The organism is Comamonas aquatilis (assembly GCF_965139575.1).
In the GTDB taxonomy this organism is placed as follows: Bacteria; Pseudomonadota; Gammaproteobacteria; order Burkholderiales; family Burkholderiaceae_C; genus Comamonas; species Comamonas aquatilis.
On record NZ_CBCSIW010000002.1, the window covers coordinates 80,268 to 104,259 of the forward strand.

The window sequence follows — 23,992 nt, forward strand, 5'->3', positions numbered from 1 at the left end:
ACTTGGCCTCCATGGCTCATACCTTTTTCTGGCACGACTACGAAACCTTTGGCGCCCAGCCGCGCTACGACCGCCCGGCGCAGTTTGCAGGCATACGCACGGATGACCAGCTCAACGAGATCGGCGAGCCCGTCATGTGGTATTGCCAGCCCACCAACGACTATCTGCCCGACCCGCAATCCTGTCTGATCACCGGCATCACCCCCCAGCGCGCTCTGGAAGACGGCATTGCCGAGCATGAATTTGCGGCGCTGATCGAGGCCGAGCTGGCCCAGGCCGGCACCGTGGGTGTGGGCTACAACACGATTCGCTTTGATGATGAGATCACGCGCTTCATGTTCTGGCGCAATCTGATCGATCCTTATGCGCGCGAGTGGCAAAACGGCTGTGGCCGCTGGGATCTGCTGGATGTGGTGCGCATGGTTTATGCGCTGCGGCCCGACGGCATTCACTGGCCCCAAAAGGAAGACGGCTCGCCCAGCTTCAAGCTCGAAGACTTGGCCCGCGCCAACGGCCTGCTGCACGAGCAGGCCCACGATGCCTTGAGCGATGTGCGCGCCACGATTGCACTGGCCCGCCTGATTCGCGACAAGCAGCCGCGTCTGTTCGACTTTGCCTTTGGCCTGCATAAAAAAGATGGGGCGCTGCGCGAGATGGGCTTGCCCGCGGTTCAGGAGCATGCACGCCCGTTTCTGCACATCACCGGAATGATTCGCCCCGAGCGCGGCTGCCTGGCCGTGATGTGGCCGCTGGCTACCCATCCGACCAACAAGAACGAGGTGATCTGCTGGGATCTGGCCCAAGACCCCAGCGAGCTGGCCGGTATCAGCATTGAAGACCTGCGCCTGCGCATGTTCACCCGCCAGGCCGAGCTGCCCGAAGGCGTGACGCGCCTGCCCATCAAGAGCATTCACATCAACAAATCGCCCATGGTGGTGGGTAGTCTCAAAACGCTGAGCCCGGCCATGGCCGAGAAATGGGGCGTGAATATGGAGCAAAGTCTGGCATTTGCCGCCATTGCCCGCGATCTGCCCGATATGAGCGCCCAGTGGAAGGCTGTGTTCACGCGCGAGGCGGGCGAGCCGCTGGATGCCGATCAGGATCTCTACGGCGGTTTTGTGGGCAATGAAGACCGCCGCCGCCTGGAGCGCGTCAAGCGGCTCTCGCCCCAGGAGCTGGCGCTGGACAAAACCGGTTTTGACGACCCGCGCCTGACCGAGCTGGTCTGGCGCTACCGGGCGCGCAACTTCCCCATGACGCTGAACGCCGCCGAGCAGCAGCGCTGGGAGCAGCACCGCGCTGCCTGCCTGATTGAAGGCCAGGGCGGCGCACGTACTGCCGAGCAGATGTTCGCCATGATCGACGCTCTGTCCGAAACCGCCGACGAGCGTGCCGAGGAAATTCTGGGCGATCTCTACGACTACGCCGACGGCATGGTGCCCGAGGCCTGATCCACAGATTCTGGCCATTCGTTGCCGTCCCAAAAGGCTGCTTCCGGTAAATACGGGGAGCAGCCTTTGATCTTTGGCACGGGTATGGAAATGCTGCGGACCTAAGCTGCCATAGATAGCGCGACCGGTCTATGCAGCGCTGCAGCAATGTTGCATATGCCGCCGTGGGAGCCGAGCCACGAGTACTGGCGATCTGTAGAGAAAAACTTGATTCGTTGCTACAATGAGAATAGTTCTCAATATCAAGTCAGTGTCGCACCATCGCGGCCTTACAGTCTGTGACCGCATCCTCTTCTGTCCCTGCTGATCCCGTCCACACCCTGTACGTTGAACACCATGGCTGGTTGCAGAACTGGCTGCGGGGCAAGCTGGGCAATACGTTTGAGGCATCGGATATCGCGCATGACACTTTTGTCAACGTCATCGTCTCAGGGATGGCGACGCGCATAGAGCAGCCCCGGCCTTTTCTTGTCACGGTGGCCAAGAATCTGCTCATTCGCCAGTACCGCCGGCGTGTGCTGGAGCGCGCTTATCTGGATGCGCTGGCCTTGCTGGCTGAAGAGCTGGCGCCGCCGCCGGAAGAGCGCCTGATCGCGCTTGAATCCCTGCAGGCCGTGGATCAAGTATTGGATGCACTGGCTCCAAAGGCCCGCGAAGCCTTTTTGCTGGCCCACCTGGAAGGCCTGACTTATGCCGCCATTGCCGAGCGGCTGGGGGTCTCCATGACTTCGGTCAAGCGCTATCTGATGCAGGCGCACCGTCAATGTTTTTTCCTGGCGCTGGCCTGATCCAGGCACTGCGTTCATTTCGTCATGACACTCCACTCCACCGGCCGCTTGGCGGCCCCTGCACCGGGCACGGGCGCACAGCTGCGTGCCGGCGGCGCACCTTTGGATGCGGCCGTTGCCGAGGCGGCAGCAGACTGGTTCACGCGCTTGCATGGCGGCGCAGCTACGGCTGCCGAGCAAAAGCGCTGGCGTCAGTGGCATGACGCCCATGCAGACCATGCGCGTGCCTGGCAGCATTTGCAGTCCATTACCGGCGCGCTGCCGGGTTTGAATGTCGGCGGTCTGGGCTATCGCACTTTGCATGGAGCGCCAGCGTCCGCATCACGGCGCCGCTTGCTGGGCTTGTTCGTGGGTGTGGGCACTGCCGCCGGTGCAGGCTGGATGGTCACGCGCACTGCGCAATGGCAGCAACTGGCGGCCGACTATCGCAGCGGCACTGGCGAGCGCCAGCGTCATACGCTGCCCGATGGCACCGAGCTGCTGCTGGGTACGCGCAGTGCGGTGGTTCTGAGTTTTGCACGCCCTGAGCGCCGCGCGCGCTTGCTGCAGGGCGAAGCCTTGTTCACCACCGGCCACCCGGTGGGTGAGCTGGGAAGCTTGCCCTTTGTGGTTGAAACCGCAGAAGGCCGCGTGCGGGCGCTGGGTACGCGCTTTACCGTGCGCCAGAACGCCGGCATGACGCAGGTTGCCGTGTTCGAGGGAGCGGTGGAAATTCACCCCGTGGATGCCGCACCGGGCAGCAGCCCGCTGCGGCTGGACGCCGGTCAAACCGTGAGTTTTGAACGCTCACACATACAGGAGCCAGTTGCCGCTGGCGAACGGGAGCTGGCCTGGAGCCGGGGGCAGCTTTGGGTGGATAACCAGCGACTGGACGATTTTCTCGTCGAGCTGGGCCGCTACCGCAACGGCTGGCTGCGCGTTGATCCCGCCGTGGCCGCAGTGCGCTTTTCAGGTGTTTTTCCCTTGGGGCCTGAAGGCAGCATGGCCAACACCGATGCGGTTCTGGCCATGCTGCCGAACTCGCTGCCCGTGCAGGTGCGCTGGCGTTTCCCTTGGTGGGTGGTGGTGCAAGCGAGGCAAGTCAGCGGTCGCTGAAGCGGCGATCAGGGCATTGGCCCATGGGAGTGGGTGACCCTTTTGGGAATCTCGTGCGTCATAGATCTCAAAAGGGAAGTGCCGGGCGTACATAGGTGCATCTGCCACGGCATCGTCACATCGTTTTGTTTTGCCAATCCGGTTGAAGCGCTTGCAGTTGGCAGTGAGGTCGAACCTGCTTTATCAGGCTGCGCTGCGGGTCCCTGTCCGAAGCCGAGCAGGCGCGAGTTACAAAAATGCAACTGGGATGCCATGGCCGAGGCTTGATGAAATAGAATAAATAAGAACTATTCTTGTTTGTTTTCCGTCCGCTGTCTTGGTTCGCCATGTCTTCCAGTCTTTCATCTTCGTCTCAGGACATTGCCACGCTCTACACCGATCACCACGGTTGGTTGCAGGGCTGGCTGCGCCGCAGGCTGGCCAATGCCTGTGATGCCGCTGATCTGGCTCAGGACACTTTTGTGCGTATCCTGGGTGCCAGGGACCTAAAGACGATCGAGACTCCGCGTGCTTATCTGACCACGGTGGCCAAGGGCGTGCTGGTCAACTGGTACCGGCGCCAGGCGCTGGAGCAGGCGTATCTGGAAGCGTTGGCCTTGTTGCCTGAGCCAGAGGCTCCGTCGCCCGAGCAGCGTGCACTGGTGCTGGAGACACTGCAGCAGATCGACGCCATGCTGGACCAACTGCCTCCGCTGGTGCGTCGAACTTTCCTGCTCTCGCAGCTGGACGGCATGAAGTACGAGGACATTGCCCAGCAACTGGACCTGTCTCTGAGCAGCGTCAAACGCTATATGGCCCAGGCGTTTCGCCAATGTCTGCAACTGCTGGAGTGAGCAAGTCCATGGGGCAAAGTGCTGCGGCCGGCGACGGTCTGGATGGACTCATCCTTGACGAGGCCGCCGACTGGCTGATGCGTCTGCACGATCAGGAACTGAGTGCCGCGGAGCGTGCCGATTTCGAGAGCTGGCGCGCCCGCAGTTTGGCCCATGGTCAGGCCTGGGAACGCGCCGAGATGCTGATGGGCAAGCTGGGTGATTTGCCTGGTGCCTGGGCCATGCCGGTGCTGGATCGGTCTGTGCGCCACGCCAGCGTTTCGCGCCGTCGGGTGGTGGCCAAGCTGGCCGCTTTGCTGGCGGTGGCGCCGGCGAGCTGGCTGGGCTGGCGATGGGTCGATCAGCAGGGTTGGGTCGCCGATGTGCGCACGGCCACGGGCGAGCAGCGCCGACTGACACTGGCCGATGGCAGCCAACTGCTGCTGGACACCAGCACGGCCGTTGACATCATTTTTGATAGCAATCAGCGCACGATTTACCTGCGCCACGGGGCTATTTCGATTGAAACTGCTCCTGATCGCAGCGGCTTGCAGCGAACGTTTGCTGTGCAGACCTCGTTGGGGCGGCTGCGTGCGTTGGGCACGCGTTTTACGGTGCGTAGTACGCAAGAGAGGGTGCATCTGGCCGTCACGGAAGGCGCTGTGGAGGTGACGCTGCGTGGCCAGACCACCCCTCATACGGTCGTGCCAGCCGGTCAGCAGACCGAGCTGACAGGGCAGGCGAGCGTGGCCCCGCTGACGCCCGTGTCGGTGCGTCAGCAAGCCTGGGTGCAGGGCATGCTGATGGCAGATGCTTTGCCGTTGGCCGAAGTCTGTGCAGAACTTTCGCGTTACCGCAGCGGTCTGCTGCAATGCGCGCCCGAGGTTGCGGGGCTGCGGGTGTCAGGTGCCTATCCGCTGGCGGATACCGATCGCGCATTGGCCATGCTGGAGGCTACCTACCCCATTCTGGCCCGGCAGCGCCTGCGTGGCCGCTGGGTCACCTTGCTGCCCCGCTAGGGGCATGAAGCAAGGCGCGTTCGCATTTTTTTTGCGACTCCCTGAGACTTTTTTTCGATTCGCTTGGCAAAGGAAGTGAAACCCATCTCTTCCTATTTGCGCAAGGACCGCTTTACATGCCCGCTCTCCAGGCTTCACGCCCTATTTTTCATCCCGTTGCCCAGGCTGTGCGCCTGGCTGTACTGGGCTGCGCCCTGGCTGCTGGCGCCGTTCATGCGGCTTCCCCCGCGGCTGCTGCGCCAATGATGGCCCAGAGCTACCAGATTGCCGCAGGCCCCCTGGGGCGTGCATTGGCCGAGGTCGCCGCCGCTTCCGGCGTAGCCCTGTCTTTCGATCCTGCATTGACGCAGGGGCTCAACAGCCCCGCCTTGGTTGGCAGCTTTACACCGCATGACGCGCTGAAGCGTCTGCTGGCAGGCAGCAAGCTGAATCTGGTACAGCGCTCTGACGGCAGCTACAGCCTGCAAAGACAGCCGGCAGCACCGGTATCGCGTGAAGAAGGCAGCCTAGCCGAGGTGCAGGTGACGGCTCAGGCCGAGCGCAGTGGCGCCACCGAAGGTACGGGCAGCTACACCCAGACGGGCCCCAGCCGCACGGCCACGGGTCTGGGCCTTTCGCTGCGGGAGACACCCCAATCCGTGAGCGTGATGACCCGCCAGCGCATGGATGATTTCAAGCTGGAGACCCTGACCGATGTGCTGGAGCAGACGCCGGGCATCGGCGTGTACCGCCAGAACAACGCTACCGATTTTCAGGCCCGTGGCTCGACGGTGAATCTGCAGGTCGATGGCATGGCCCAGCTGACCAACGGCTGGTACTTTGTGACCAGCACCATGTATGCGCTGGACGATATGGCGGAAATGGACCGCGTCGAGGTGCTCAAAGGCTCCTCGGGTCTGGTCGTGGGCAAGGGCGGCTATGGCGCCACGGTCAACATGGTTCGCAAGCGGCCCACGCGCGAGTTTCAGGCCAGCGTGCGTGCCAACGTGGGCAGTTGGGACACCTACCGTGCTCAGGCCGATGTCAGTGGCGCGCTCAACGAAGCGGGAACGCTGCGTGGCCGGATGGTGGCAGCCACCACGGATGCAGGCAGCTTTCGTGACAATGAAAAGAGCAAAAGCCAAATGCTGTTTGGCACGCTGGAGGCCGACCTGACACCCGACACGCTGGTGAACCTGGGCTTCACCCTGCGCCAGCGCGAGGCACGCGGCTTTGGCACCACCCGCCCCAATCAGCGCTATACCAGCGGCGGAGCCGAACTGGCGCTGCTGCCGCGTTCGTTCAACAACGGCGCGCCCTGGTCGGGCTACGAGCAGCAGGCAGCCGAAGTGTTCGGCAGCATCGAGCAGCGCCTGGCCCATGACTGGACGGCCACACTCAAGTTCTCGCATCAGCGCGTGACCATGGACGACATGACGCTGGGCTATCTGTGGAACAGCACCACAGCCGCCTATCTGCCGTGGCAGGACGTGGAAAACCGTAACTGGTCGGTAAATCTCGATGTCAAAGGCCCGTTCACTTTATTGGGTCGCACGCATGAGCTGCTGGCCGGCATGGGCATGTCGCGCTATCACAGCAGTCTGATGTATGGCAGCTCCAAGAACACCTCTCTGGCCAATCTGGGGCTGGATTACGCCCAGGGCGGTGGTGCACTCCTGCGACCCGATTTCAGCAACTGGAACTACGACCGGCATGTGTTCAATCAGCGCCAGAACTATGCCTATGCGGCGGGGCGTTTTCGGCTGAGTGATCCGCTGCAGCTGATTGCCGGTATGCGTGTGACCCAGTACCGTCAGTACGATGCGACGCCCACTTGGTGGAACTACGACATGCGCGAGACGGTGAGCACGCCGTATGCGGGTCTGGTCTATGAGCTGAACCCCCATGTGTCGCTGTATGGCAGCTACGCCACCATCTTCCAGCCGCAAAGCGCTCAGGACGAGCAGGGCCGTGTGCTGGACCCCGAACAAGGCAAAACCTATGAGGTCGGAGCCAAGGGTGAGTTCTTCGACAAGCGCCTCAATGCAAGCATTGCCCATTTCTGGATGAAGACCACCAACACGGCGCAAGAGACCGGCGGCTTCACCCCCGGCGGCGACATGGCGTACCGCTCCGTGAACAGCGCCACGCGCCATGGCTGGGAGCTGGAGCTGTCGGGTGAGCTGGCCCGTGGCTGGCAGGTGCAGGGCAGTCTGGTGCAGCAAAACAATTCGCTCACCAGCTCCAGTCAGTACCCCAAGTATCAGCTCAAGCTGGGCAGTACCTACCGCTTTGAAGGTGGCGCGTTGCGCGGGCTGACTCTGGGCGCCTCCACCCGCTGGCAGAGCAAGACCTCGGTCAGCGACACTCGCAACACGCTGGGACAGAAGTCCTATGCGGTACTGGATCTGATGGCCCGCTATCAGGTGGACAAGCATCTTTCGTTCAGCCTCAACCTGAACAATGCGTTGGACAAAAAGTACTTTGCCGGTGTCAGCAGTCTGGGCGGCCTGTACTACACCTGGGGCGCGCCACGCAGCGTGAGCTTGGGTGCACGCTACGACTTCTGATAGTGCGTGCTACGTCGTTTTCTGGCGGCATTGCCGCTAGAAAAAAGGTCCGCCTTGGGTGGGCGGACCTGTAAACGCAATGCCCGGGTGACCCTTTTTTCAATCTCGTGGGTCATAGCTATTAACGGGGCGCATGCGCCCCTGTTCTTTTTCGCTTCCTGCTTGGGATGACTGCTGCATGACACTTTCCTTCATCGCCCGCCCGGGCTTTTCACTTCTATCGCGCCTGCTCGCGGCCGTGCTCGGCGGCTATGCGCTGGCCAGCGCACTGGCGGTGCTGTTGGCCACGGTGCTGTCAGCCCCTCGCGCCGAAGCCGTGCTGGCCGGCATCCAGTGGAGCTTTGCGGTCTATGTGGCTGCGGTGATCTGGGCTTTTTCTCCCGTGTCGCTGGCCCGGATCTGGGCTGTGTTGCTGGCACTGGTGGCTGCTCTGCTGGCGGCCAGCGGGCAGCTGGGCCCTGGGACAGGGGGCTGAGATGGGAAAGAAAACTACTTCATTTGGCGCAGGTCAGGGAAAGTTTCGCCAGGCCCAGGCCTGGCTGCACACCTGGTGCGGCCTGTGGTTTTCCTGGCTGCTGTTCACGGTATTTTTGACCGGCACGCTGGCGGTCTTTGAGGAGCCCATCAGCCATTGGATGACGCCCGAGCACCATGCCGAGGAAGCCGCCGCGCAGCACGCCGCACCTGTACCAGCTGTGCCTGGGGCTGACATGGCCCAGCGCCTGGCCTGGGGGCTGGCTTTTATGGAAAAAAACCACCCCGGCGCCGAGATGTGGGAGCTATGGCCTTCCGACGCACAGGGGGCGGGCAAGCTGACTGCATATTGGTATGACAGCGCGCGCGCCTATGCCCAGGCCCAGTTGGACCCCGCCACCGGTGAGTTGCTGCCGCCGTCACCAAGAACGGGGCGCGATACGCTGGGTGGTCACCATTTTGTGGACTTTCACTACCGCCTGCATGCCGGCAACGTGGGGCTGTGGATCGTGGGCATTGCCGGGTTGGCCATGCTGGTGGCGCTGATCAGCGGAGTCATCACGCACCGGCGCATTTTTGTGGACTTTTTCACTTTTCGCCCCCGCAAGGGTCAGCGCAGCTGGCTGGACGCGCACAACGTCACGGGCGTGCTGACGCTGCCCTTTTTGCTGATGATCGTCTACACCGGCATCGCCATCTCGGGTGTGCATTTCATACCGGCGGGCGTTCACAGCTTCTTTGGGCCGGGCAAGCAAGGTGTGCGTGCCTATCAGTCGGCGCTGGATGCACCGGGCCAGTCCCCGAGGTCGGGTCAGGCCATGGCGGTACCCGATCTGGCCGCTTTTGCCCTGCGTGGCCAGCAACTGATGGGCCAGCCTGTGCGGGCGGTGGTGATTGCCCACCCGGGCGATGCCCAGGCCCGCATTGGCGTGTATGGCTGGAACGAGGAAGGCAGCATGCTGCGGCGGCTAAGCACCCGCAGCGGCATGGTGATGTTCTCGGCTGCCACGGGCAAGGTGCTGCAGGTACGCCGTCCTGGCGAAGTGGATGGTGGCGCAGCCCTGTTGGTCAAAGAAGTGATGGGCAGCTTGCACACGCTGAAGTACGGGGGGCTGGCGCTCAAGTGGCTGTACTTTGTGTGCGGTCTGGCTGGTTCGGCCATGGTGGCCACTGGCGCGGTACTGTTCATCGTCAAGCGCCGGCACAAGCACCTGGGCGAGTTTGGCCCAGCCACGGCCCGGGTTTACCGGTTGGTGGAAGGGCTGAACGTGGCCGCCATTGCCGGCCTGGCGGTGGCGTGCATAGGCTATCTGTGGGCCAACCGATTGCTGCCGCTGGAGCTGGCTCACCGTCACGACCGCGAGCTGAACGTGTTCTTTGGCCTGTGGCTGCTGGCACTGGTGCATGCCATGTTCCGCCCACCCGCTGCAGCCTGGAAAGAGCAACTTGCCGCTCTGGCCGCGCTGTGCCTGCTGCTGCCGGTGTTGAACTGGGTCACGGTGGGCGACCATTTGGCCGCGCAAATACTGCGAGACGACTGGGAAAGCGCAGGCGTAGAGCTTTGCGTACTGGTCTTGGGGCTGGCGGCGGCCCTGGCCTGCCGCAGTCTGCTGCGCCGCCCCGCAGCTGCCGGGCGACGGAACAGATGGAGCGGATCAAGCACCCAGAAGGCGAAGGAGATACAAGCATGAGCATGTTGCAAGCTGCCTTGGCGGCATGGGCACTGGCCTGGGCGGGCATGACGGCGCTGGCCTTTGCCATGGAGCGTCATTACCAACAGCTCACGGGGAATATGACGCAGCCCCGGCTGCACCGTTATGTGTTGCGAACGGCAGGTGCGCTGCTGCTGGCGGCTTGCTTGCTCGTCTGCCTGGTTGGCTGGGGCACCTCGGTCGGCGTGGTGGCTTGGTTGGGCTGGCTTTCTCTGGGTGCCTTCACCAGCACCCTGCTGGTTGGCATATGGCCGCGACGGGCGATGTAGCGGGGTTGACCGAATTTTCAGTCTTTTTGTGCCGCAGTGACTATGCGTAAAGCGCATATTGCTATTGTTTTAAGAGTATTTGAAATTATTTTCAGCCGGGCCTGACCCGATTTGATTTCTCAGGCTTCTTTGTTTTCGAGAGCTTTCATTCATTGCCATCGGATTCAAAGACTGTTCAATACCATGTATCTCCAAAAACCTCAGCGGCCCGTGCGCCGCGTTTTTGCGCCCACCCTGCTGGCCCGTGCCGTGCATTGGGTTTTGTGCGCCGGCACCGTCGCGGCACTGCCGCTGGTCGGGACGGCGGCTCACGCTCAGTCGGTAGAGCAACGCAGCTACGATATCCCCGCCGGGACACTGGATGCTGCCTTGCGCAGCGCAGCCGGTCAGGCCGGTGTCGCGCTGATCTTTACGCCCGAGCAGACCGTCGGCCGCAACAGCGCTGGGCTGCGCGGCAGCTATAGCGTGGAAGGTGTTTTTGCCGCGCTGTTGAAAGGCTCTGACTGGCAGGCCGTGCGCCAAAGTGGCGGCGGCTGGGCGCTGCGCCGTGTGCCGCAGGTGAGCCAGGCTGGCGCTGCCGCCGGCGAAACGGAGATGGCCCCCGTTACCGTGACGGCGGCTGCAGAACGCCCGGTGGTGGCCGAGGGCGCATACACGCCTACCGGACCGGTAACGACGGCCACGCGCATGGGTTTGACCCTGCGCGAGACGCCCCAGTCCGTCAGCGTGGTCACGCGACAGCTGATGGACGATATGGCGCTAACCGCCGTGCCCGATGTGCTGGAGAAAACCCCCGGCATCACCGTGGGCCGCAACGATAGTGAGCGCTACACCTTTTATTCGCGTGGTTTCACCATCGAGAACTTCCAGTTCGACGGTGTGCCCAACACCATGGACTCGGCCAACCAGTACACCACCTCGCTGGCCGACAGCGCCATCTATGAGCGCGTGGAAGTCGTCAAAGGCGCTACCGGCCTGCTGACCGGTGCGGGCAACCCCTCGGCCGTGGTCAACCTGGTGCGCAAAAAACCGACCAAGGATTTTGCTGCCTCGGTGGAGCTGGGGGCGGGTTCCTGGAATCGCTACCGCTCGACGGTGGATGTTTCGGGCTCCCTGAATGCAACGGGCTCGGTACGAGGTCGTGTTGTGGTGGCCGGCCAGAATGCCGAGTCCAACGTGAACTATTACAGCCGGGACACGCGCAATTTCTACGCCATTGTCGAGGCCGATCTCACGCCCAACACTTTGCTGAGCCTGGGCTTTGACTACATGCAATCCAAGGCCGATGGCTCCACCTTTGGACACCTGCCGTTGTTCTACAGCGATGGTTCTCGCACCGATTTCAGTCGCTCCGTCAACCCGGCCGCGCGCTGGTCCTACTGGAACAATGACAGCCGCAACCTGTTTGCCAACCTCAAGCATGACTTTGGTGGTGGCTGGGTGCTGGATGCCTCGGCCAGTCACCTTACGCAGTCGCGCGACGTGGTCTACGGCGCGGCCTACAACGGCACCGTGAACCGGTTGACGGGCGCAGGTATCCGCATGATTGCGGGCACCATTCCCACGCAGACCGACGCCAACACCTTCAACGCCGCGCTGAGCGGCAAGTTCCAGCTGCTGGGCCGCACGCACGATGTGATGCTGGGAGCAGGCTATTCGCGTCAGCATCGGGCTGCGCAGATGTCAAACACGGTCTGGACGAACATCCCCAATTACTTTGCCTGGGACGGCAACATCGCCCAGCCCGCGTTCACACGTACTTCGGATCGCGACATCGTGGTGCTGGAAAAAGGTCTGTCGGCGGCCACCCGCCTGCGGCCCACGGAGGATCTGTCGGTCATTCTGGGTGCTCGCGCCAGCTGGTACGACATGATGGACACCACCACGGTTCTGGCCACGGGCAAAAGCTCCGTGGGCAACGACCTGCAGGTGAACCGCAAGATCACGCCCTATGCAGGCCTGGTCTATGACCTGAGTCCGCAGTGGTCGCTGTACGGCAGCGTGACCAATATCTTCAACCCGCAGACCTATTACAAGGATGCGGGAGGCAACCCCTTGTCGCCGCTGACAGGGCTGAGCAAAGAAGTGGGCGTGAAGGGCGAGTTGCTGGACGGACAGCTCAATGCCAGCGTGGCGCTGTTTCATATCAAGCAAAAGAATGCGGCGCAGTACCAGGGGCTGAACGGCGCCAGCGGTGAGGAGATCTACACCGCCATCGACGGCATCACCAGCCGGGGCCTGGAGGCTGAACTGTCCGGCAGCATCGCACCGGGCTGGAGCGTGTTCGGGGGCTATACCTACCGCACTTCCAAGGCGCCGGCACAGCCAGACGTGGTCACACCTGCGGTGAACACCAACCAGCCCCGCCACCTGCTCAAGCTGGGCACTACCTACCGCCTGCGCGGCGACTGGTCGCGCTGGACCGTGGGCGGCAACCTCACCTGGCAAAGCCAGACTTATTACCAGCAACCCGGCGCGCCGTACTGGCGTGCCACCCAGCCCTCTTATGCGGTCGCAGGCCTGATGGCGCGCTATGAACTGGACAAGCACTGGTCCATGTCGATCAATGTGAACAATCTGTTCGACAAGACCTATATGCCGGGCCTGGGCTCCTACGGCTCGGGTGTCTACGGCGATCCGCGCAATGTACTGGTGACGGCGCGCTACCGCTTCTGAGTGCCAAGCGTGTAGCGCAAGAAGATGCTGAACGTCGATGAGACGTTTGGCATCCCCTTGCGCCAGGGGCGCCAGGGATGCCAAGGCCCTGCGGGTTGTCGCCAGGGGCAACAATGCTGGCGCATTACGGCGATGCGGGATCAGCGCTTGGGCAGGATGTCGAGTTCCGCCACGGTGGGCAAAAAGCTGCCGTTCCACACGGCGCGCGCCGGCACGGGGTTCTTGGTGGCATAGGCCTTGGCCACCTGCTCGGCCATGGTCTGCAGACGCTCGGCTCGCAGCTGGCCAAAGCCTTCGCTGCGGGCGCCTGGGCTGTCGATGGCGGTTTCAATCGTCAGTTTCAGGCGTTTGACTTCCAGCGGCACATTGACGAGTCCGTCCTTGGCCTTCATGGAAGCAATGGCCGCTTCGGGTTTGGCCATGGCCTCCTTGGCGCCTTTGGCAAAGGCCTTGAGGAAGGCGCGCACGGCCTCGGGCTTTTCGGCAACCAGCTTGGGGCTGGCAATGATCACATTGCCGTACAGCTGCACGCCGTGCGTGGCATAAGGCAGCACCACCACATCTTCGCGTTTGACGCCGCGGGCCTCCAGGTTGAGCAGGCTGGTGAAGGTGTAGCCGGTCACGGCATCCAGATCGCCGCGCGCCAGCATGGTTTCGCGCAACTGGGGTTCCATGGTGCTCCACTGCACCTCGCCCACGCCATTGGCCTGAGCAAAGATGGGGAAGGTGCGGCGGCCGGCGTCAAAGATGGGAGCGCCCAGCTTCTTGCCGGCCAGGTCGGCGGCCTTGGTAATGCCCGATTTCTTCAGCGCCATCACCGAGGCCGGCGTGGTGTTGTAGATCACCATGATGGCCACGGGCTTGATGGGTGCGTCGGGGTTGTTGGCGTGAAACTCCATCAGCGCTGCCAGATCGGCAAAGCCCAGGTCGTGTGTGCCCGAGGCCACGCGCTGGATGGCGCCGGCACCGCTGGCCGCTTCCACGTTCACATCCAGGCCTGCCTGCTTGAATAAGCCTTTTTGTTCGGGGTGGACAAACAGGGCGGCCGGGCCTTCAAAGCGCCAGTCCAGCTGGAACTTGAGCGGCGTATCCGCCGCATGGGCGGCGCTCCAGCTCAGGGCAGCAGCGACTGTGGCGGCTTTGAGAAAGCAACGTTTTTGCATGGGACTCCTCTTTTCATGGATGGCAAACACATGACGGGAGACTCAGCAAATTCGGTGCCAATTTGTATACAAAGTGTGCGCGTCTGTTTTGCACCGAATGAGTGCGTCCAAGCCTATGGAGCGCACGATACGGTGGGCAAAATCCGGGCATGAAACTTGCGGTCAAAACTGCTTGAGGTGCAGATGCAGTTTGCGCTGCCTGCTATTGAATGTGAGTGACAGGCCTTGAAGGCCCGGAAAGAGACTGCCATGACCGAGATCGATTTTTCCCAGCTCGATACCTATGCCCGCTACAAGCTGATGGCCAGCCTGATCGTGCCGCGCCCGATTGCCCTGGTCACCACGCTGGGCGCCGACGGCACGGTGAACGCCGCGCCTTTCAGCATGTTCAACATGATGGGCGAGGACCCTCCGGTGGTGATGCTCAGCGTCAACAAGCGCCAGGATGCGGCGCAGAAAGACACGGCCACCAATATTCTGCGCACGGGTGAGTTTGTCGTGCATATCACCGACGAGGCCATGGCGGCAGCCATGCATCGCTGTGGCGACAGCCTGCCGCCCGAGCACAGCGAGTTGCTGCATACCGGCCTCACGGCCACGCCATCGCAAAGCGTGCAGCCGCCGCGCATTGCCCAGGCGCCGGTGGCTTTTGAATGCGTGTTGCACGAGACGCTGGAAACCGAGAGCCGTTATGTCTTTATCGGCCGCGTGCAATGGCTGGCCGTGCGCGAAGGCCTGGTGGATACCGAGAAATGGCGCGTGCGCCTGCAGGAGTTTTTTCCCGTGGGGCGCTTTGGCGCGAGCTTCTATGTCAACTGTCGCGACCGCTTTGCCATCGAAGCGCATGAGGGCAGGGCGCCGGCATTGAGTGCCGAGGCCTGCACCGCCATTGACGAGATGTAGCGCACAGCATCTTCAATTTTTGCTGGACTGGTGTGGGTGCCGGCCATCGTTGCGCAAAGCGCTGACCGGCGGCAAGCGCCCCCAGTTTTTCTGTGGCTCCGGTGCATGCACTGCAAACTCGATCATGGATGGCAGACTACAAAGCGAGGCTGGCGTTGTCGATGACGAATCGGTACTTCACATTGCCCTTGAGCATGCGCTCGTAGGCTTGGTTGATCTCGTCGGCTCGAATCATCTCAATGTCTGCGACGATGCCGTGCTCAGCGCAGAAATCGAGCATCTCCTGAGTTTCTGGAATGCCTCCAATCATGGACCCGGAAAGACTGCGGCGCTTCATGATCAGATTGAATACGTTGGGCGAAGGATGTGGCGTTGCTGGTGCTCCTACCAACGTCATCGTGCCGTCGCGCTTGAGCAAGGCGAAGAACGCATCAAGCTCATGTGGTGCCGCCACAGTGTTGAGGATGAAGTCCAGGCTCTTGGAATGCGCAGCCATCTCGCGGGCATTGCGTGAGACAACGACTTCATCTGCACCCAAGGCTTTGGCATCTTCGCGCTTGGACTCGGAAGTCGTAAATGCCACCACATGAGCTCCCATCGCGTGTGCCAGTTTGATCCCCATGTGTCCTAAGCCGCCAATTCCCACGACTCCAACCTTATGGCCTGCTCCCACATTCCAATGTCGCAGCGGAGAGTAGGTGGTGATGCCTGCGCAGAGCAGGGGAGCTACCGCAGCGAGTTGTTCCTCAGGATGGCGCACGCGAAGCACATAGCGCTCATGGACGACGACTTGCTGGGAATAGCCGCCCAGCGTGTGGCCAGGTGCATCAGCTGTTGGACCGTTGTACGTTCCAACCATATGGTCGCAGTAATTTTCCAGACCTTCGTTGCAATCGGCGCAGTGCTGGCAACTGTCGACAATGCAGCCGATGCCGACCAAGTCGCCGGACTTGAAAGTCGAGACATGGGCGCCGACAGCGGAGACACGGCCCACAATTTCATGGCCTGGCACACAGGGATACAAGGTTCCTGCCCATTCGGAACGGACCTGATGAATATCGGAATGGCATACGCCGCAGAAGGCAATGTCGATCTGTACATCATGCGCGCCGGGCACACGTCTAGTGATATCCAGTGATTCCAGCGGCTTGTCGGCGGTGTGGGCTCCGTAGGCTTTGACGATCATGGCAGATTCCTTTCGAGGTGGTCGAAACGCATCACAGGGCGCTGGGTTTGGAATATTTCCAGCAGGCCCTAGACAAAAATCTTAGAGACGTATTGGGTTTGGGTTCAGCGAGCTCAAGTTGCTCGTTCAACACACTCTACCTATCGAAAAGCAGGCTTTCCAGATGTCGGCCCAATTCCGCACTGGCGCGTCGTGCAGTTTGAGAGTCGACGCGAGCGGCCAGCGCTTGAGTGACTTCATGCAACTGCTCAGAAGTCACTGGATTGCCCCCTTTGCACCTTCTTCCTTTGTCAGAGCGCCGCTGTGAGCAGCCTATGGCTGTCAGTGCACTGGCCGGCCGAGTCGTTTGCTTGCCCTTGATATTGTGTAATTCACGAGGCAGTAAAGCGCCGCTATGACGAGGTACACAGGCACCAGCGAGTGATAGTTTGCGATGAGCACCTTGGCGTTCTGCATAAGTTCACCATAGGTGACGACATAACCGAAGGTGGTGTCTTTGACCACGATGACCAGCTGTGCCACCAGCGCCGGGACAATGTAGCGAACAGCCTGGGGAAAGACGACGAAGAAAAAAACCTGGGATTCGCTCATCCCCAGGCTGCGCGCAGCATCGGTCTGGCCGCGGGGGACGGCGAGCACGCCCGCGCGATAGACCTCGGCCACCACGGCGGCGGTACTCAGGCCTATAGGCAAGGTCAGCATCCAGTAGGTGCTCAGCTTCAGTCCGACCGACGGCAGCACCAGAAAGCACACATAGATGAGCAGCAGCGTCGGCGTGCCACGCAGAAATTCGATGACCGCAATGCTGGGCCAGCGCACAAGCCGCGACGGCGCCAAGCGCCCCAGCAACAGCACCAGCCCCAAGGTCAGTGCAATGACGGCTGCCGCTGCTGCGGATGCCAGCGTGCCGAGCAGGCCTTTGGCCAGAAAGGCCCAAGTCGTAGGCCAGGCGAAGAATTCCCAGAAGGGGGCTTCGAGCTGCCCAGAGGTGTGGAACTGGAGCACGATACCCGCCGCCAGCAGGAGCAACACGGCCGCCGCCATCACGCTCGCCACCCGAGTGACGGTCTGGGCCTTGGGGCTTGGCGCAGCAAACAGAATGTCTTCCAGAGAGCGGCTCATCGCAGTATCCGCACTTTCTTTTCCAGAATGGATCCGGCCCAGGCGATGAGCAAGCCAGTCGCCACATACATGGTGGCAGCCACCGCGAACGCGGCAATGCCGACAGCGGAGTCATTGGCGATTTTGGACACGAGCGCCGTGAGTTCCCGGCCCGGGAGCGGCACCTGCGACGCCAGCGAGGTCGACAACATCAGTGCAATGAGCAGCGAGGTCATCGGCTGCACCACCGAGCGCAGCGCCTGCGGCAGCACCACGTTGGAAATAACTTGCACCGGCCGCATGCCCAAGCTGAGTGCGGCTTCAATTTGGCTGCCGGGAATCGTGTTGATGCCCGAGCGCAGGTAGTCCGCGGTGAACGCGGAGCAGACCAACGTCAGCGTCAGGATCACGCTGGGCTCATAGTCAATCACAACGTTGAGGTCGGGTAGCGCGAACACAATAAAGATCAGCAGTGCCACGCTGGGAATGTTGCGGAAGATCTCGACGTAAACAGTCAGAGTGAAGCGCAGCGGCGGCAGCGGGAGCAGTCTAAGCACCGTCACAACCATGCCCAGCAAGAACCCGGGCACGAACGACGCCATCGTGAGCTTCCATGTCAGCAAGAGGGCCTGCCAGAAGGCAGGCCCATGGTCGGCCAAAAGCCTGGAAACCTCGCCCATCGTTTAAGGGAGGGCGGGTGGTGTCGGAACGACAGTGCTGCCGGTGCGCTGTCCTATGGAGACAGTCCAAAGTTTGGCCCAGGTACCGTCGGCTTCCAGCTTCTTCAGGAAGGCATTGATAAAAGCGACACCGTCCGAGCCCTTGGGCAGCCCAACGCCGTAGGAGTCCTGCGCACCGAATGGCGCACCCGCCAGACGCGCGTTGCTGGCGCCAAGGCTCAGTGCGTTGAGCAGCAGCGTGTAATCGGTCACGTAGGCGTCCACGCGCCCCTGACGCAGGGCATCGAGAGCTTCCTGGTGCGTCTGAAACTCCTGCACGACTCCTTTGGGCGCGTACTGCGCGAGGATCGCGGGTCCCGTGGAGCCTGCCTGTGTGGCCACCTTCTTGGCGGCTAGGTCGTTGTATGACTGGATCGTCTTGTTGTTCGCCTTGACGAGCACCCCGGACTGCGAGGTGTAGTAGGGCCCTGCAAACGAGATCTTCTCGGCGCGAGCGGGTGTGATGGAGTAGGTGGCGAACACCATGTCTACCTGATCGTTGATCAGCACCTGCTCGCGTGTGGACGAGGTCACCTGTGTGAACTGGTACTTGGCCCCGTCGCCCAGGATGTAGCGAGTGATCAGTTGGGTCAGACCTATGTCAAAGCCACGGATCTTTCCGTCTTTCTCGTTGAGCAGCGAGAAAAGATTCGAGGTTTGCGTGCTGCCCAGGCGTAGCGTGCCGGCCTGCTTGATCTTGCTGGCCCAAGTGCTTGAGGCAATGGTCGCCGCGCTGGCGACAGGGCCTTGCGCGACCAGCGCGTCATACGCAGCTGTATTGATGGGCGTGCCTTGTGCGAAAAGCGAGCCACCGGTCACGATCGTCAGTGCCGCCACGGTGGATTTCAGAATGAATTTGATCGACATGCGGTCTTCTTGAATGGTCTGTGATGCGAATCAATATAAAGCAGCCATGGGATGACCGAGCCGCTCGTCCGAGCCATCATTGTGCACACAATACAGTCGCTTCTGCGGTTCATGGCAGTCGCCGCCATAGCTCGGCGTTTGGAACTGTCCCCCGCTTTTCGACGGTGCATTCGAGAGGCTGAACCGGCCGAGGGTCGGTCATGAGCAGCCGTTAATCCCTGCCCTGAAGGCCCAGCTGACTCTATAAGTCACTGGGCTTTCTCATTGGCGGTGGGTGGCGCAAGACGTCGGTTGCATCTACTGTGAAGCCCAGTCTCAGTCTGGTGCAGCCAGTCGCAATGATGCTGGCGTACTACGGTAGTGCTGCCAGCTTTAAAGATCAGCGCTTGGGCTGAATGTCCAGTTCTGCCACGGTGGGCAAAAAGCTGTCGTTCGGGCAGGGCGCCCGCATTGGGCGCCGAGGCCAGCACCGCCATTGACGAGATGTAAGGCGCAGCGACATGCCGCCTTGGGTGCGAGTGGATTGCTGCTTTAGCCGGGTTGGGTGCGCTCAACCTTCTACCAGCGTTGCCTCACGCCCAGTGTTGCCTGCAGTCCCGATGTGATGCGTGTATCGCCGCCATTGGCCCACAGCTTGCCTAATTCGGCGTAGACACTGGTCATGGGGTTCAGCTGCAATGTGCTGCCCAGCACGAACTCTGTGCTGGTGTAGCCGCCTTTGGCCAGTATCGCTGTGGTCGTTGAAGCCGTTATAAAACTGGCCACATCGGTAGCGCGACTGGAATGAAAGATATTGACCCGCACCGAGGGATGTAACACGCCCAAGGAAATCGGGAAACGGCCTTTAATCCGCGCCCCCAAGCGCACAAGCCAGTCATCGTCAGCCTGACTTCCAACCCGAGTCGAAGCGAGCATGGTGTCCTCCAGAGAAATGCGTCGGTAAATCAGCTGGGCTTGCGGCTCAATTCGCCAGCCGCCTTGCCATGGCAGAGACTGACCGGCTTCCAACGATGCCAGCCAGCCTTGTCCTTTGGTCAACGCTCTGGCATCGCTTCGGCTGTGAAGGTCGCTTCGGTACTCGGCAGCCTGTAGTACCGCATCCAGATACAGTTTTTGTGCATTCTGGTAGCTGCCGTAGAGGCCCAGATAGCGATTGCGCAGACTGTTGAAACCCACGTCCTGGCCTTGTTGCCCTCCGGCAAAGCCGCGAACCTGCATGTCTCCATTGAGCTGTCCCACATACATACCGGCTTTCCAATCACCGTCGCTCCAGACATCCAGACCCGCCTGAAAGCCTGTCAGCAGGGCCCGGCTTTGCGCGCTCACTACGCCTTGTTGGCTGATGCTTGGCTCGCTTCTGATCAGGCGCGCCCAGGCTTGCCGATCTCGCCGGGTGTCGTCGGCCTCGTCCAAATCATCGCCAATACGCTGATGCCGATTGCCCAGCAAGCTCAGATCGGCCTGGCGCAACTGGGCCGGCAAGGCACTGATCAACGCAGCCTCCGCTCGGTAGGATGCATCGATACCGTTGATGCTTGAGTGCAGCGATGCCCCCGAGGCGTCGCTTTTCAGGCGGTATTCATAGGCCCCAGCATCCACATGCCCACCCGCCAGCGTGAAAGCTCCCGAGCTCAGACGGCCTCCGTTCTCCGTGGCTACCACCACAATGCCTTTGGCATCGGTGGGTGCACCCAGGCCTCCCGCATTGGCAATCACCAGCGAGGTGTTTCCACTGGCAATCGCGTTGCTACCGCTGAGCAGCAGCAGGTCGCTGGCGCTGCTCGGGCCTTGAAGTTGGGTCGACAGGGCTAGCGTTGCGCCTTGCCCCACATAAGGGCCGGTGAGTTTGAGCACCGTGCCGGGCCTGCCACCACCCGGTGCGCTGAGTGTCACGTTGCCACTGTTGTTTAAGGCGGCAATGGCTTGGGAATGGCCGGCCAGATCCAGCACCGCGCCGGCCGCAACCGTGTGGGCAGAAGCTTGGCTCAGCACGTCGGCGGCGCCAGCCAGCAGCCGACCTTGTTGCACCACGGTGCTGCCACCGTAGCTGTTGCCGACATAGTCCAGGCGCAGCGTTCCCATGCCTTGTTTGATCAAGCCGCCGCTGCCCGCGATAGCTCCCGTAAGGCCCAGCTCGGTCTGAGCCGCCACCTGTACGCGGCCGGCCGCTGCGCTCAAGCCGATGCTGCGGCCGGTATCGAAGCTGGCGGTTGTCGCCAACGTTCCCCCGTTCAGTTCTATGCCGCCCGAAGTGGCTCCCAGATTGGCATCGCTGGACACGGTCAGTACGCCGCTATTGATTCTGGTGCCGCCGGAATAGGTATTGCGTCCTCCCAGCACCAAGGTGCCCAGATCCGTTTTTACCAAGGTGCTTGCACCGGCGAGCGGGGCATTGATAGTGGCTGTCATGAGGGCGCCGGCAGCGGTTCCATCTCCGACTCGCACCAGACTCTGCCCTCCCGGCCCTTGCAAATCGATGGCGTCGCCCTCGATGCGGTAACCGTCGCTGGCAAACTGCATGCCGGTGACGCCAATGGCTCCGGCCGCGCGATTGACGGTCACGATGCCGGCTTGGGCCTCGAAAATGGCAAAGCTCGTACTGGGCTGATAAAACGGCCCGTTGATCGCACCGTCGGTTGCGGTCCAGTTTTCGCCATCGGCACGCCACTGGCCCGAGCCGCCGTTGACCACGCCGTTGTCATGCAAGGCTAAATCGCCTCCGTCCCAGATGCTCAATTGGCTGCCCACCGAGGAAACCAGATTGACCTGGCCGGCCACGGCAGTCTGGATATGCAGCTGCTTGGAGAACAAGTCCAGTGGCGAGGTTCCCATCTCCAGGCCGCGATTGGTCAGCGCGCCGCCGTAGTCGAACAAGCGATAGATTCCGGCACCGAATCCGCCGAGATCGCTGACATGCAGGACGCCGTCCAGCACCAGATCCCCGCCGACGCGAAACAAGGCCGGGGCGGGCAGGGCGCCCAAGCCGACATTGATCTGGCTGTTGGGGTCCAGACCGAGCTTGCCGGCCATCGTCAGCGTCTGGCCTTGCACGCCGATCAGCACGCCGCCGGCGAAAAAGTCGACTGCGCCATTGATGCTGCCGGCCCCGGTTAGCTCCCCTGTTTGCGTCACCCTGACTGGGCCGCCAAAGCTGCCGTTCACCTGCAACTGGCCGGCGTTCACCGAGGCCTGTCCTCCCAGTTGCTGCTCCACGATCAGCGTGCCGCCTTGCACGCTTGTCTGGCCCTGGAAGCCGGAGCTATCGCCAGTCAGGCGAGTCACGCCGGCATAGTGCGCGATCTGAGGGGTGCCGGCGCTGTTGCTGGACATCGCCGCGCCAAAGGCATAGGCGCTCTCCGTGTGGTTGAAGCTCAGTAAACCGCTACCCTCACCAAATAGCAGCTGTGTTGCATCCAGGCTGCCGGCCGCCACGGCATCGCCGGGATTGCTCGAAGCTGCGCCGATATGAATGGCTCCGGAGGAGTTGCTGAATTTCGCCAGGTCGACCACTTGGCCAGGCAAGGACATGCGCCCGCCGTCCCTGAGCTGCAAAAGCCCGCTGCCATATAAACCAACCGACAGGGCCTGGCTTTCCCAGATCGCGCCCGGACCAGAAATCAGGGCCGTGCCCTGGCTATCCGAAAATGAACCCAGCACGGCACTGCTGCTACGTACCAGACCGCCGTCCTTGATCTGCAGCTCACCGGTGCCGATGTCGCCGATCGTCATGTCCAAAGTGTTGAGCCAGGCGGAACCGGCGCCCGACACCTGCACCGTGCCGCGGCCAGTCGAATCAAGGCCCAAGCTGGCAAAGTGACTGGACACCACGCCACCGCTCTCGATGCTCAAGCTACCCGCCCCAGAAAGGCCGACGAAAAGGCTGGAGCGAATGTTCCAGCGCGAACCCGCGCCAGAGACCAGGACCTCGCCGCTAGCGCCGTCCCAATCGCCCAGCGTACCGTCACGGCTGACGACCAGGGCCTGATCTGCAATGCTGAGCCGGCCGAAGCCGCGCTCTCCGATGGTCAGCCCACCTTGGCTGTTCCACTGCGAGCCCTGGCCGGTGACGATGACCGTGCCAAGGCTGCCTGGGTCTTCACCGACAAGGCCGTTCGCACCGTTCACCACTGCCCCATCACGGATGCTCAAGCTGCCTGTGCCAGTTCGCCCTACGGACAGGCTGGCACCCACATTCCATTGGGCCACTGGAGCAGCAGGTGGCAAGGGATTGACATCGCCCGATGCCTCAATCACCTGAGCTTGCGCTGGCGGCGTAGCTTCTCCGAAGATTAAAGCGGTGAGCAGTGCAGCAGGCCAGACCCGGGACTTGGGTCTTACCGACAAAGCACGGAAAAATACAGGTTTTGGCGTCATGTCGGCATCTTCAGCGTAGCCGCGACGCTTACGGTGTAAGCGCTTGCGCCCTATTGGCGGCAAGCTTGGCCATACGGGCTGAGGCAATGCTGAACTTTTGTCAGCACCGAGCAGTCGCCTTGGAATCAACGGCGCCAATCAAGCGCTGGTGAGCCGTCGCAAATTGCTGCGTGCCTGCTGCTCCAGCCGTTGGTGAAAATGCGCCGTGGTGTAGATCGTCTCGCGTTCCAGAAAGCTGCGCAGCACCTGTTTGCGCTTGAAGCCATAGACCAGCTTGGGCACCCAGGCATATTCGGCGGCGACCTGGCGGTCGTACTCGGCAAAGCGCTGGGGGCTGGCGCCCAGAATGGCCAGGTCTATGTCCACCAGCAGCTTGGCATCGTCGTCGGAGGGGGCTGCTGTATGGCAGGTGGCCATGATGAGGGCAGATACCCGTTGGCGGCTTGCTTCGGTCGCGCCGCTGTCTTTCAAGGCCCGCTCGGCCCATTGCGCGCTGCGCAGTTCGTTGTCCTTGCCCTTGATGTCATACACGGCATCGTGAAACCAGAGCGCAATCGCCAGCTCGCCGGGGCGCTGTGCCTGTTCCCAGACCGCATCAAAGTGCGCCAGGCATTCGGCCAGATGTTGCTGGGTGTGATAGTGGCGTCGGGGCTCGGCGTAGGCTGCCAGCAGGCGCTGCTGAAGCTCGCCTGGCGGCGATAGATTCAGAGCGGCCCAGCTGCGTTGCCAGGAGGACTGAAACAGCGATGCGGTCTCTGTGTTCATGCGCGGCTCCTGAGGCTCTGTGGTCAATAAAATTTTAAACAATCGGCCTGTAGCGCTTGTCAGTCCTGG

At 61.8% G+C, this 23,992-nt stretch carries 18 protein-coding genes; 11 read left to right on the top strand and 7 right to left on the bottom strand.

Annotated features, from left to right (window positions below):
• Nucleotides 1–11: 11 nt before the first annotated feature.
• From sbcB to ACNAZA_RS03470, 10 genes are all read left to right on the top strand, one after another.
• Entirely contained in the window at nucleotides 12–1,451 is a 1,440-nt protein-coding gene (gene sbcB, locus ACNAZA_RS03425; protein ID WP_415795011.1) for an exodeoxyribonuclease I, read from the top strand.
• Nucleotides 1,452–1,729: 278 nt separating this feature from the next.
• Nucleotides 1,730–2,239, top strand: a complete 510-nt coding sequence (locus tag ACNAZA_RS03430; protein ID WP_415795012.1) for a sigma-70 family RNA polymerase sigma factor — start codon at nucleotides 1,730–1,732, stop codon at nucleotides 2,237–2,239.
• 24 nt (nucleotides 2,240–2,263) lie between these two features.
• Entirely contained in the window at nucleotides 2,264–3,334 is a 1,071-nt protein-coding gene (locus ACNAZA_RS03435) for a FecR domain-containing protein (protein ID WP_415795014.1), read from the top strand.
• A 326-nt stretch (nucleotides 3,335–3,660) separates the two neighbouring features.
• Entirely contained in the window at nucleotides 3,661–4,167 is a 507-nt protein-coding gene (locus tag ACNAZA_RS03440) for a sigma-70 family RNA polymerase sigma factor (RefSeq protein ID WP_415795016.1), read from the top strand.
• The gene (locus tag ACNAZA_RS03445) at nucleotides 4,146–5,165 is read left to right on the top strand and encodes a FecR domain-containing protein (protein ID WP_415795018.1); all 1,020 of its coding nucleotides are present in this window, start codon (nucleotides 4,146–4,148) and stop codon (nucleotides 5,163–5,165) included. Before ACNAZA_RS03440 ends, ACNAZA_RS03445 begins: the two co-directional genes overlap by 22 nt.
• A 116-nt stretch (nucleotides 5,166–5,281) precedes the next feature.
• Nucleotides 5,282–7,714, top strand: a complete 2,433-nt coding sequence (locus ACNAZA_RS03450; RefSeq protein ID WP_415795019.1) for a TonB-dependent siderophore receptor — start codon at nucleotides 5,282–5,284, stop codon at nucleotides 7,712–7,714.
• 178 nt (nucleotides 7,715–7,892) lie between these two features.
• Nucleotides 7,893–8,189, top strand: a complete 297-nt coding sequence (locus tag ACNAZA_RS03455; RefSeq protein WP_415795021.1) for a hypothetical protein — start codon at nucleotides 7,893–7,895, stop codon at nucleotides 8,187–8,189.
• Nucleotide 8,190: 1 nt separating this feature from the next.
• A complete protein-coding gene (locus tag ACNAZA_RS03460) occupies nucleotides 8,191–9,879 on the top strand; it encodes a PepSY-associated TM helix domain-containing protein (protein WP_415795023.1) in 1,689 nt (562 codons plus the stop codon).
• Nucleotides 9,876–10,169: a DUF3325 domain-containing protein gene (locus tag ACNAZA_RS03465; protein WP_415795024.1), complete on the top strand. Its 294-nt coding sequence runs from the start codon at nucleotides 9,876–9,878 to the stop codon at nucleotides 10,167–10,169. Before ACNAZA_RS03460 ends, ACNAZA_RS03465 begins: the two co-directional genes overlap by 4 nt.
• A gap of 183 nt (nucleotides 10,170–10,352) precedes the next feature.
• A complete protein-coding gene (locus ACNAZA_RS03470; RefSeq protein WP_415795025.1) occupies nucleotides 10,353–12,845 on the top strand; it encodes a TonB-dependent siderophore receptor in 2,493 nt (830 codons plus the stop codon).
• Between the two features lie 140 nt (nucleotides 12,846–12,985).
• Here ACNAZA_RS03470 and ACNAZA_RS03475 read toward each other — a convergent pair whose 3' ends face one another.
• Nucleotides 12,986–14,008, bottom strand: a complete 1,023-nt coding sequence (locus tag ACNAZA_RS03475; RefSeq protein ID WP_415795026.1) for an ABC transporter substrate-binding protein — start codon at nucleotides 14,006–14,008, stop codon at nucleotides 12,986–12,988.
• A gap of 249 nt (nucleotides 14,009–14,257) precedes the next feature.
• Here ACNAZA_RS03475 and ACNAZA_RS03480 point away from each other — a divergent pair, with 249 nt between their 5' ends.
• The gene (locus tag ACNAZA_RS03480; protein WP_415795027.1) at nucleotides 14,258–14,911 is read left to right on the top strand and encodes a flavin reductase family protein; all 654 of its coding nucleotides are present in this window, start codon (nucleotides 14,258–14,260) and stop codon (nucleotides 14,909–14,911) included.
• Nucleotides 14,912–15,047: 136 nt separating this feature from the next.
• Here the strand turns inward: ACNAZA_RS03480 and ACNAZA_RS03485 are convergent, their stop codons facing one another.
• The 6 genes from ACNAZA_RS03485 to ACNAZA_RS03510 all read right to left on the bottom strand — a co-directional run bounded on the left by ACNAZA_RS03485 (nucleotide 15,048) and on the right by ACNAZA_RS03510 (nucleotide 23,923).
• Nucleotides 15,048–16,097, bottom strand: a complete 1,050-nt coding sequence (locus ACNAZA_RS03485) for an NAD(P)-dependent alcohol dehydrogenase (RefSeq protein ID WP_415795028.1) — start codon at nucleotides 16,095–16,097, stop codon at nucleotides 15,048–15,050.
• Between the two features lie 321 nt (nucleotides 16,098–16,418).
• Nucleotides 16,419–17,219, bottom strand: coding sequence for an amino acid ABC transporter permease (locus ACNAZA_RS03490; protein ID WP_415795029.1), 801 nt, complete (start codon nucleotides 17,217–17,219; stop codon nucleotides 16,419–16,421).
• The gene (locus tag ACNAZA_RS03495; protein WP_120968453.1) at nucleotides 17,216–17,878 is read right to left on the bottom strand and encodes an amino acid ABC transporter permease; all 663 of its coding nucleotides are present in this window, start codon (nucleotides 17,876–17,878) and stop codon (nucleotides 17,216–17,218) included. The genes ACNAZA_RS03490 and ACNAZA_RS03495 overlap by 4 nt, the downstream gene beginning before the upstream one ends.
• A gap of 3 nt (nucleotides 17,879–17,881) precedes the next feature.
• On the bottom strand, nucleotides 17,882–18,784 hold the full coding sequence (locus ACNAZA_RS03500; protein WP_415795030.1) for a glutamate ABC transporter substrate-binding protein: 903 nt from the start codon (nucleotides 18,782–18,784) through the stop codon (nucleotides 17,882–17,884).
• 558 nt (nucleotides 18,785–19,342) lie between these two features.
• Nucleotides 19,343–23,158: an autotransporter outer membrane beta-barrel domain-containing protein gene (locus ACNAZA_RS03505; RefSeq protein ID WP_415795031.1), complete on the bottom strand. Its 3,816-nt coding sequence runs from the start codon at nucleotides 23,156–23,158 to the stop codon at nucleotides 19,343–19,345.
• Between the two features lie 138 nt (nucleotides 23,159–23,296).
• Nucleotides 23,297–23,923 carry an HD domain-containing protein gene (locus tag ACNAZA_RS03510; RefSeq protein WP_415795032.1) on the bottom strand — a complete coding sequence of 209 codons (627 nt, stop codon included), beginning with the start codon at nucleotides 23,921–23,923 and terminating at the stop codon, nucleotides 23,297–23,299.
• Nucleotides 23,924–23,992: the final 69 nt, after the last annotated feature.

Coding starts and splice junctions, on each gene's coding strand:
- sbcB (WP_415795011.1), top strand. CDS start 12: ATGGCTCATACCTTTTTCTGGCACGACTACGAAACCTTTGGCGCCCAG.
- ACNAZA_RS03435 (WP_415795014.1), top strand. CDS start 2,264: ATGACACTCCACTCCACCGGCCGCTTGGCGGCCCCTGCACCGGGCACG.
- ACNAZA_RS03440 (WP_415795016.1), top strand. CDS start 3,661: ATGTCTTCCAGTCTTTCATCTTCGTCTCAGGACATTGCCACGCTCTAC.
- ACNAZA_RS03445 (WP_415795018.1), top strand. CDS start 4,146: ATGTCTGCAACTGCTGGAGTGAGCAAGTCCATGGGGCAAAGTGCTGCG.
- ACNAZA_RS03450 (WP_415795019.1), top strand. CDS start 5,282: ATGCCCGCTCTCCAGGCTTCACGCCCTATTTTTCATCCCGTTGCCCAG.
- ACNAZA_RS03455 (WP_415795021.1), top strand. CDS start 7,893: ATGACACTTTCCTTCATCGCCCGCCCGGGCTTTTCACTTCTATCGCGC.
- ACNAZA_RS03460 (WP_415795023.1), top strand. CDS start 8,191: ATGGGAAAGAAAACTACTTCATTTGGCGCAGGTCAGGGAAAGTTTCGC.
- ACNAZA_RS03465 (WP_415795024.1), top strand. CDS start 9,876: ATGAGCATGTTGCAAGCTGCCTTGGCGGCATGGGCACTGGCCTGGGCG.
- ACNAZA_RS03470 (WP_415795025.1), top strand. CDS start 10,353: ATGTATCTCCAAAAACCTCAGCGGCCCGTGCGCCGCGTTTTTGCGCCC.
- ACNAZA_RS03475 (WP_415795026.1), bottom strand. CDS start 14,008: ATGCAAAAACGTTGCTTTCTCAAAGCCGCCACAGTCGCTGCTGCCCTG.
- ACNAZA_RS03480 (WP_415795027.1), top strand. CDS start 14,258: ATGACCGAGATCGATTTTTCCCAGCTCGATACCTATGCCCGCTACAAG.
- ACNAZA_RS03485 (WP_415795028.1), bottom strand. CDS start 16,097: ATGATCGTCAAAGCCTACGGAGCCCACACCGCCGACAAGCCGCTGGAA.
- ACNAZA_RS03490 (WP_415795029.1), bottom strand. CDS start 17,219: ATGAGCCGCTCTCTGGAAGACATTCTGTTTGCTGCGCCAAGCCCCAAG.
- ACNAZA_RS03495 (WP_120968453.1), bottom strand. CDS start 17,878: ATGGGCGAGGTTTCCAGGCTTTTGGCCGACCATGGGCCTGCCTTCTGG.
- ACNAZA_RS03500 (WP_415795030.1), bottom strand. CDS start 18,784: ATGTCGATCAAATTCATTCTGAAATCCACCGTGGCGGCACTGACGATC.
- ACNAZA_RS03505 (WP_415795031.1), bottom strand. CDS start 23,158: ATGACGCCAAAACCTGTATTTTTCCGTGCTTTGTCGGTAAGACCCAAG.
- ACNAZA_RS03510 (WP_415795032.1), bottom strand. CDS start 23,923: ATGAACACAGAGACCGCATCGCTGTTTCAGTCCTCCTGGCAACGCAGC.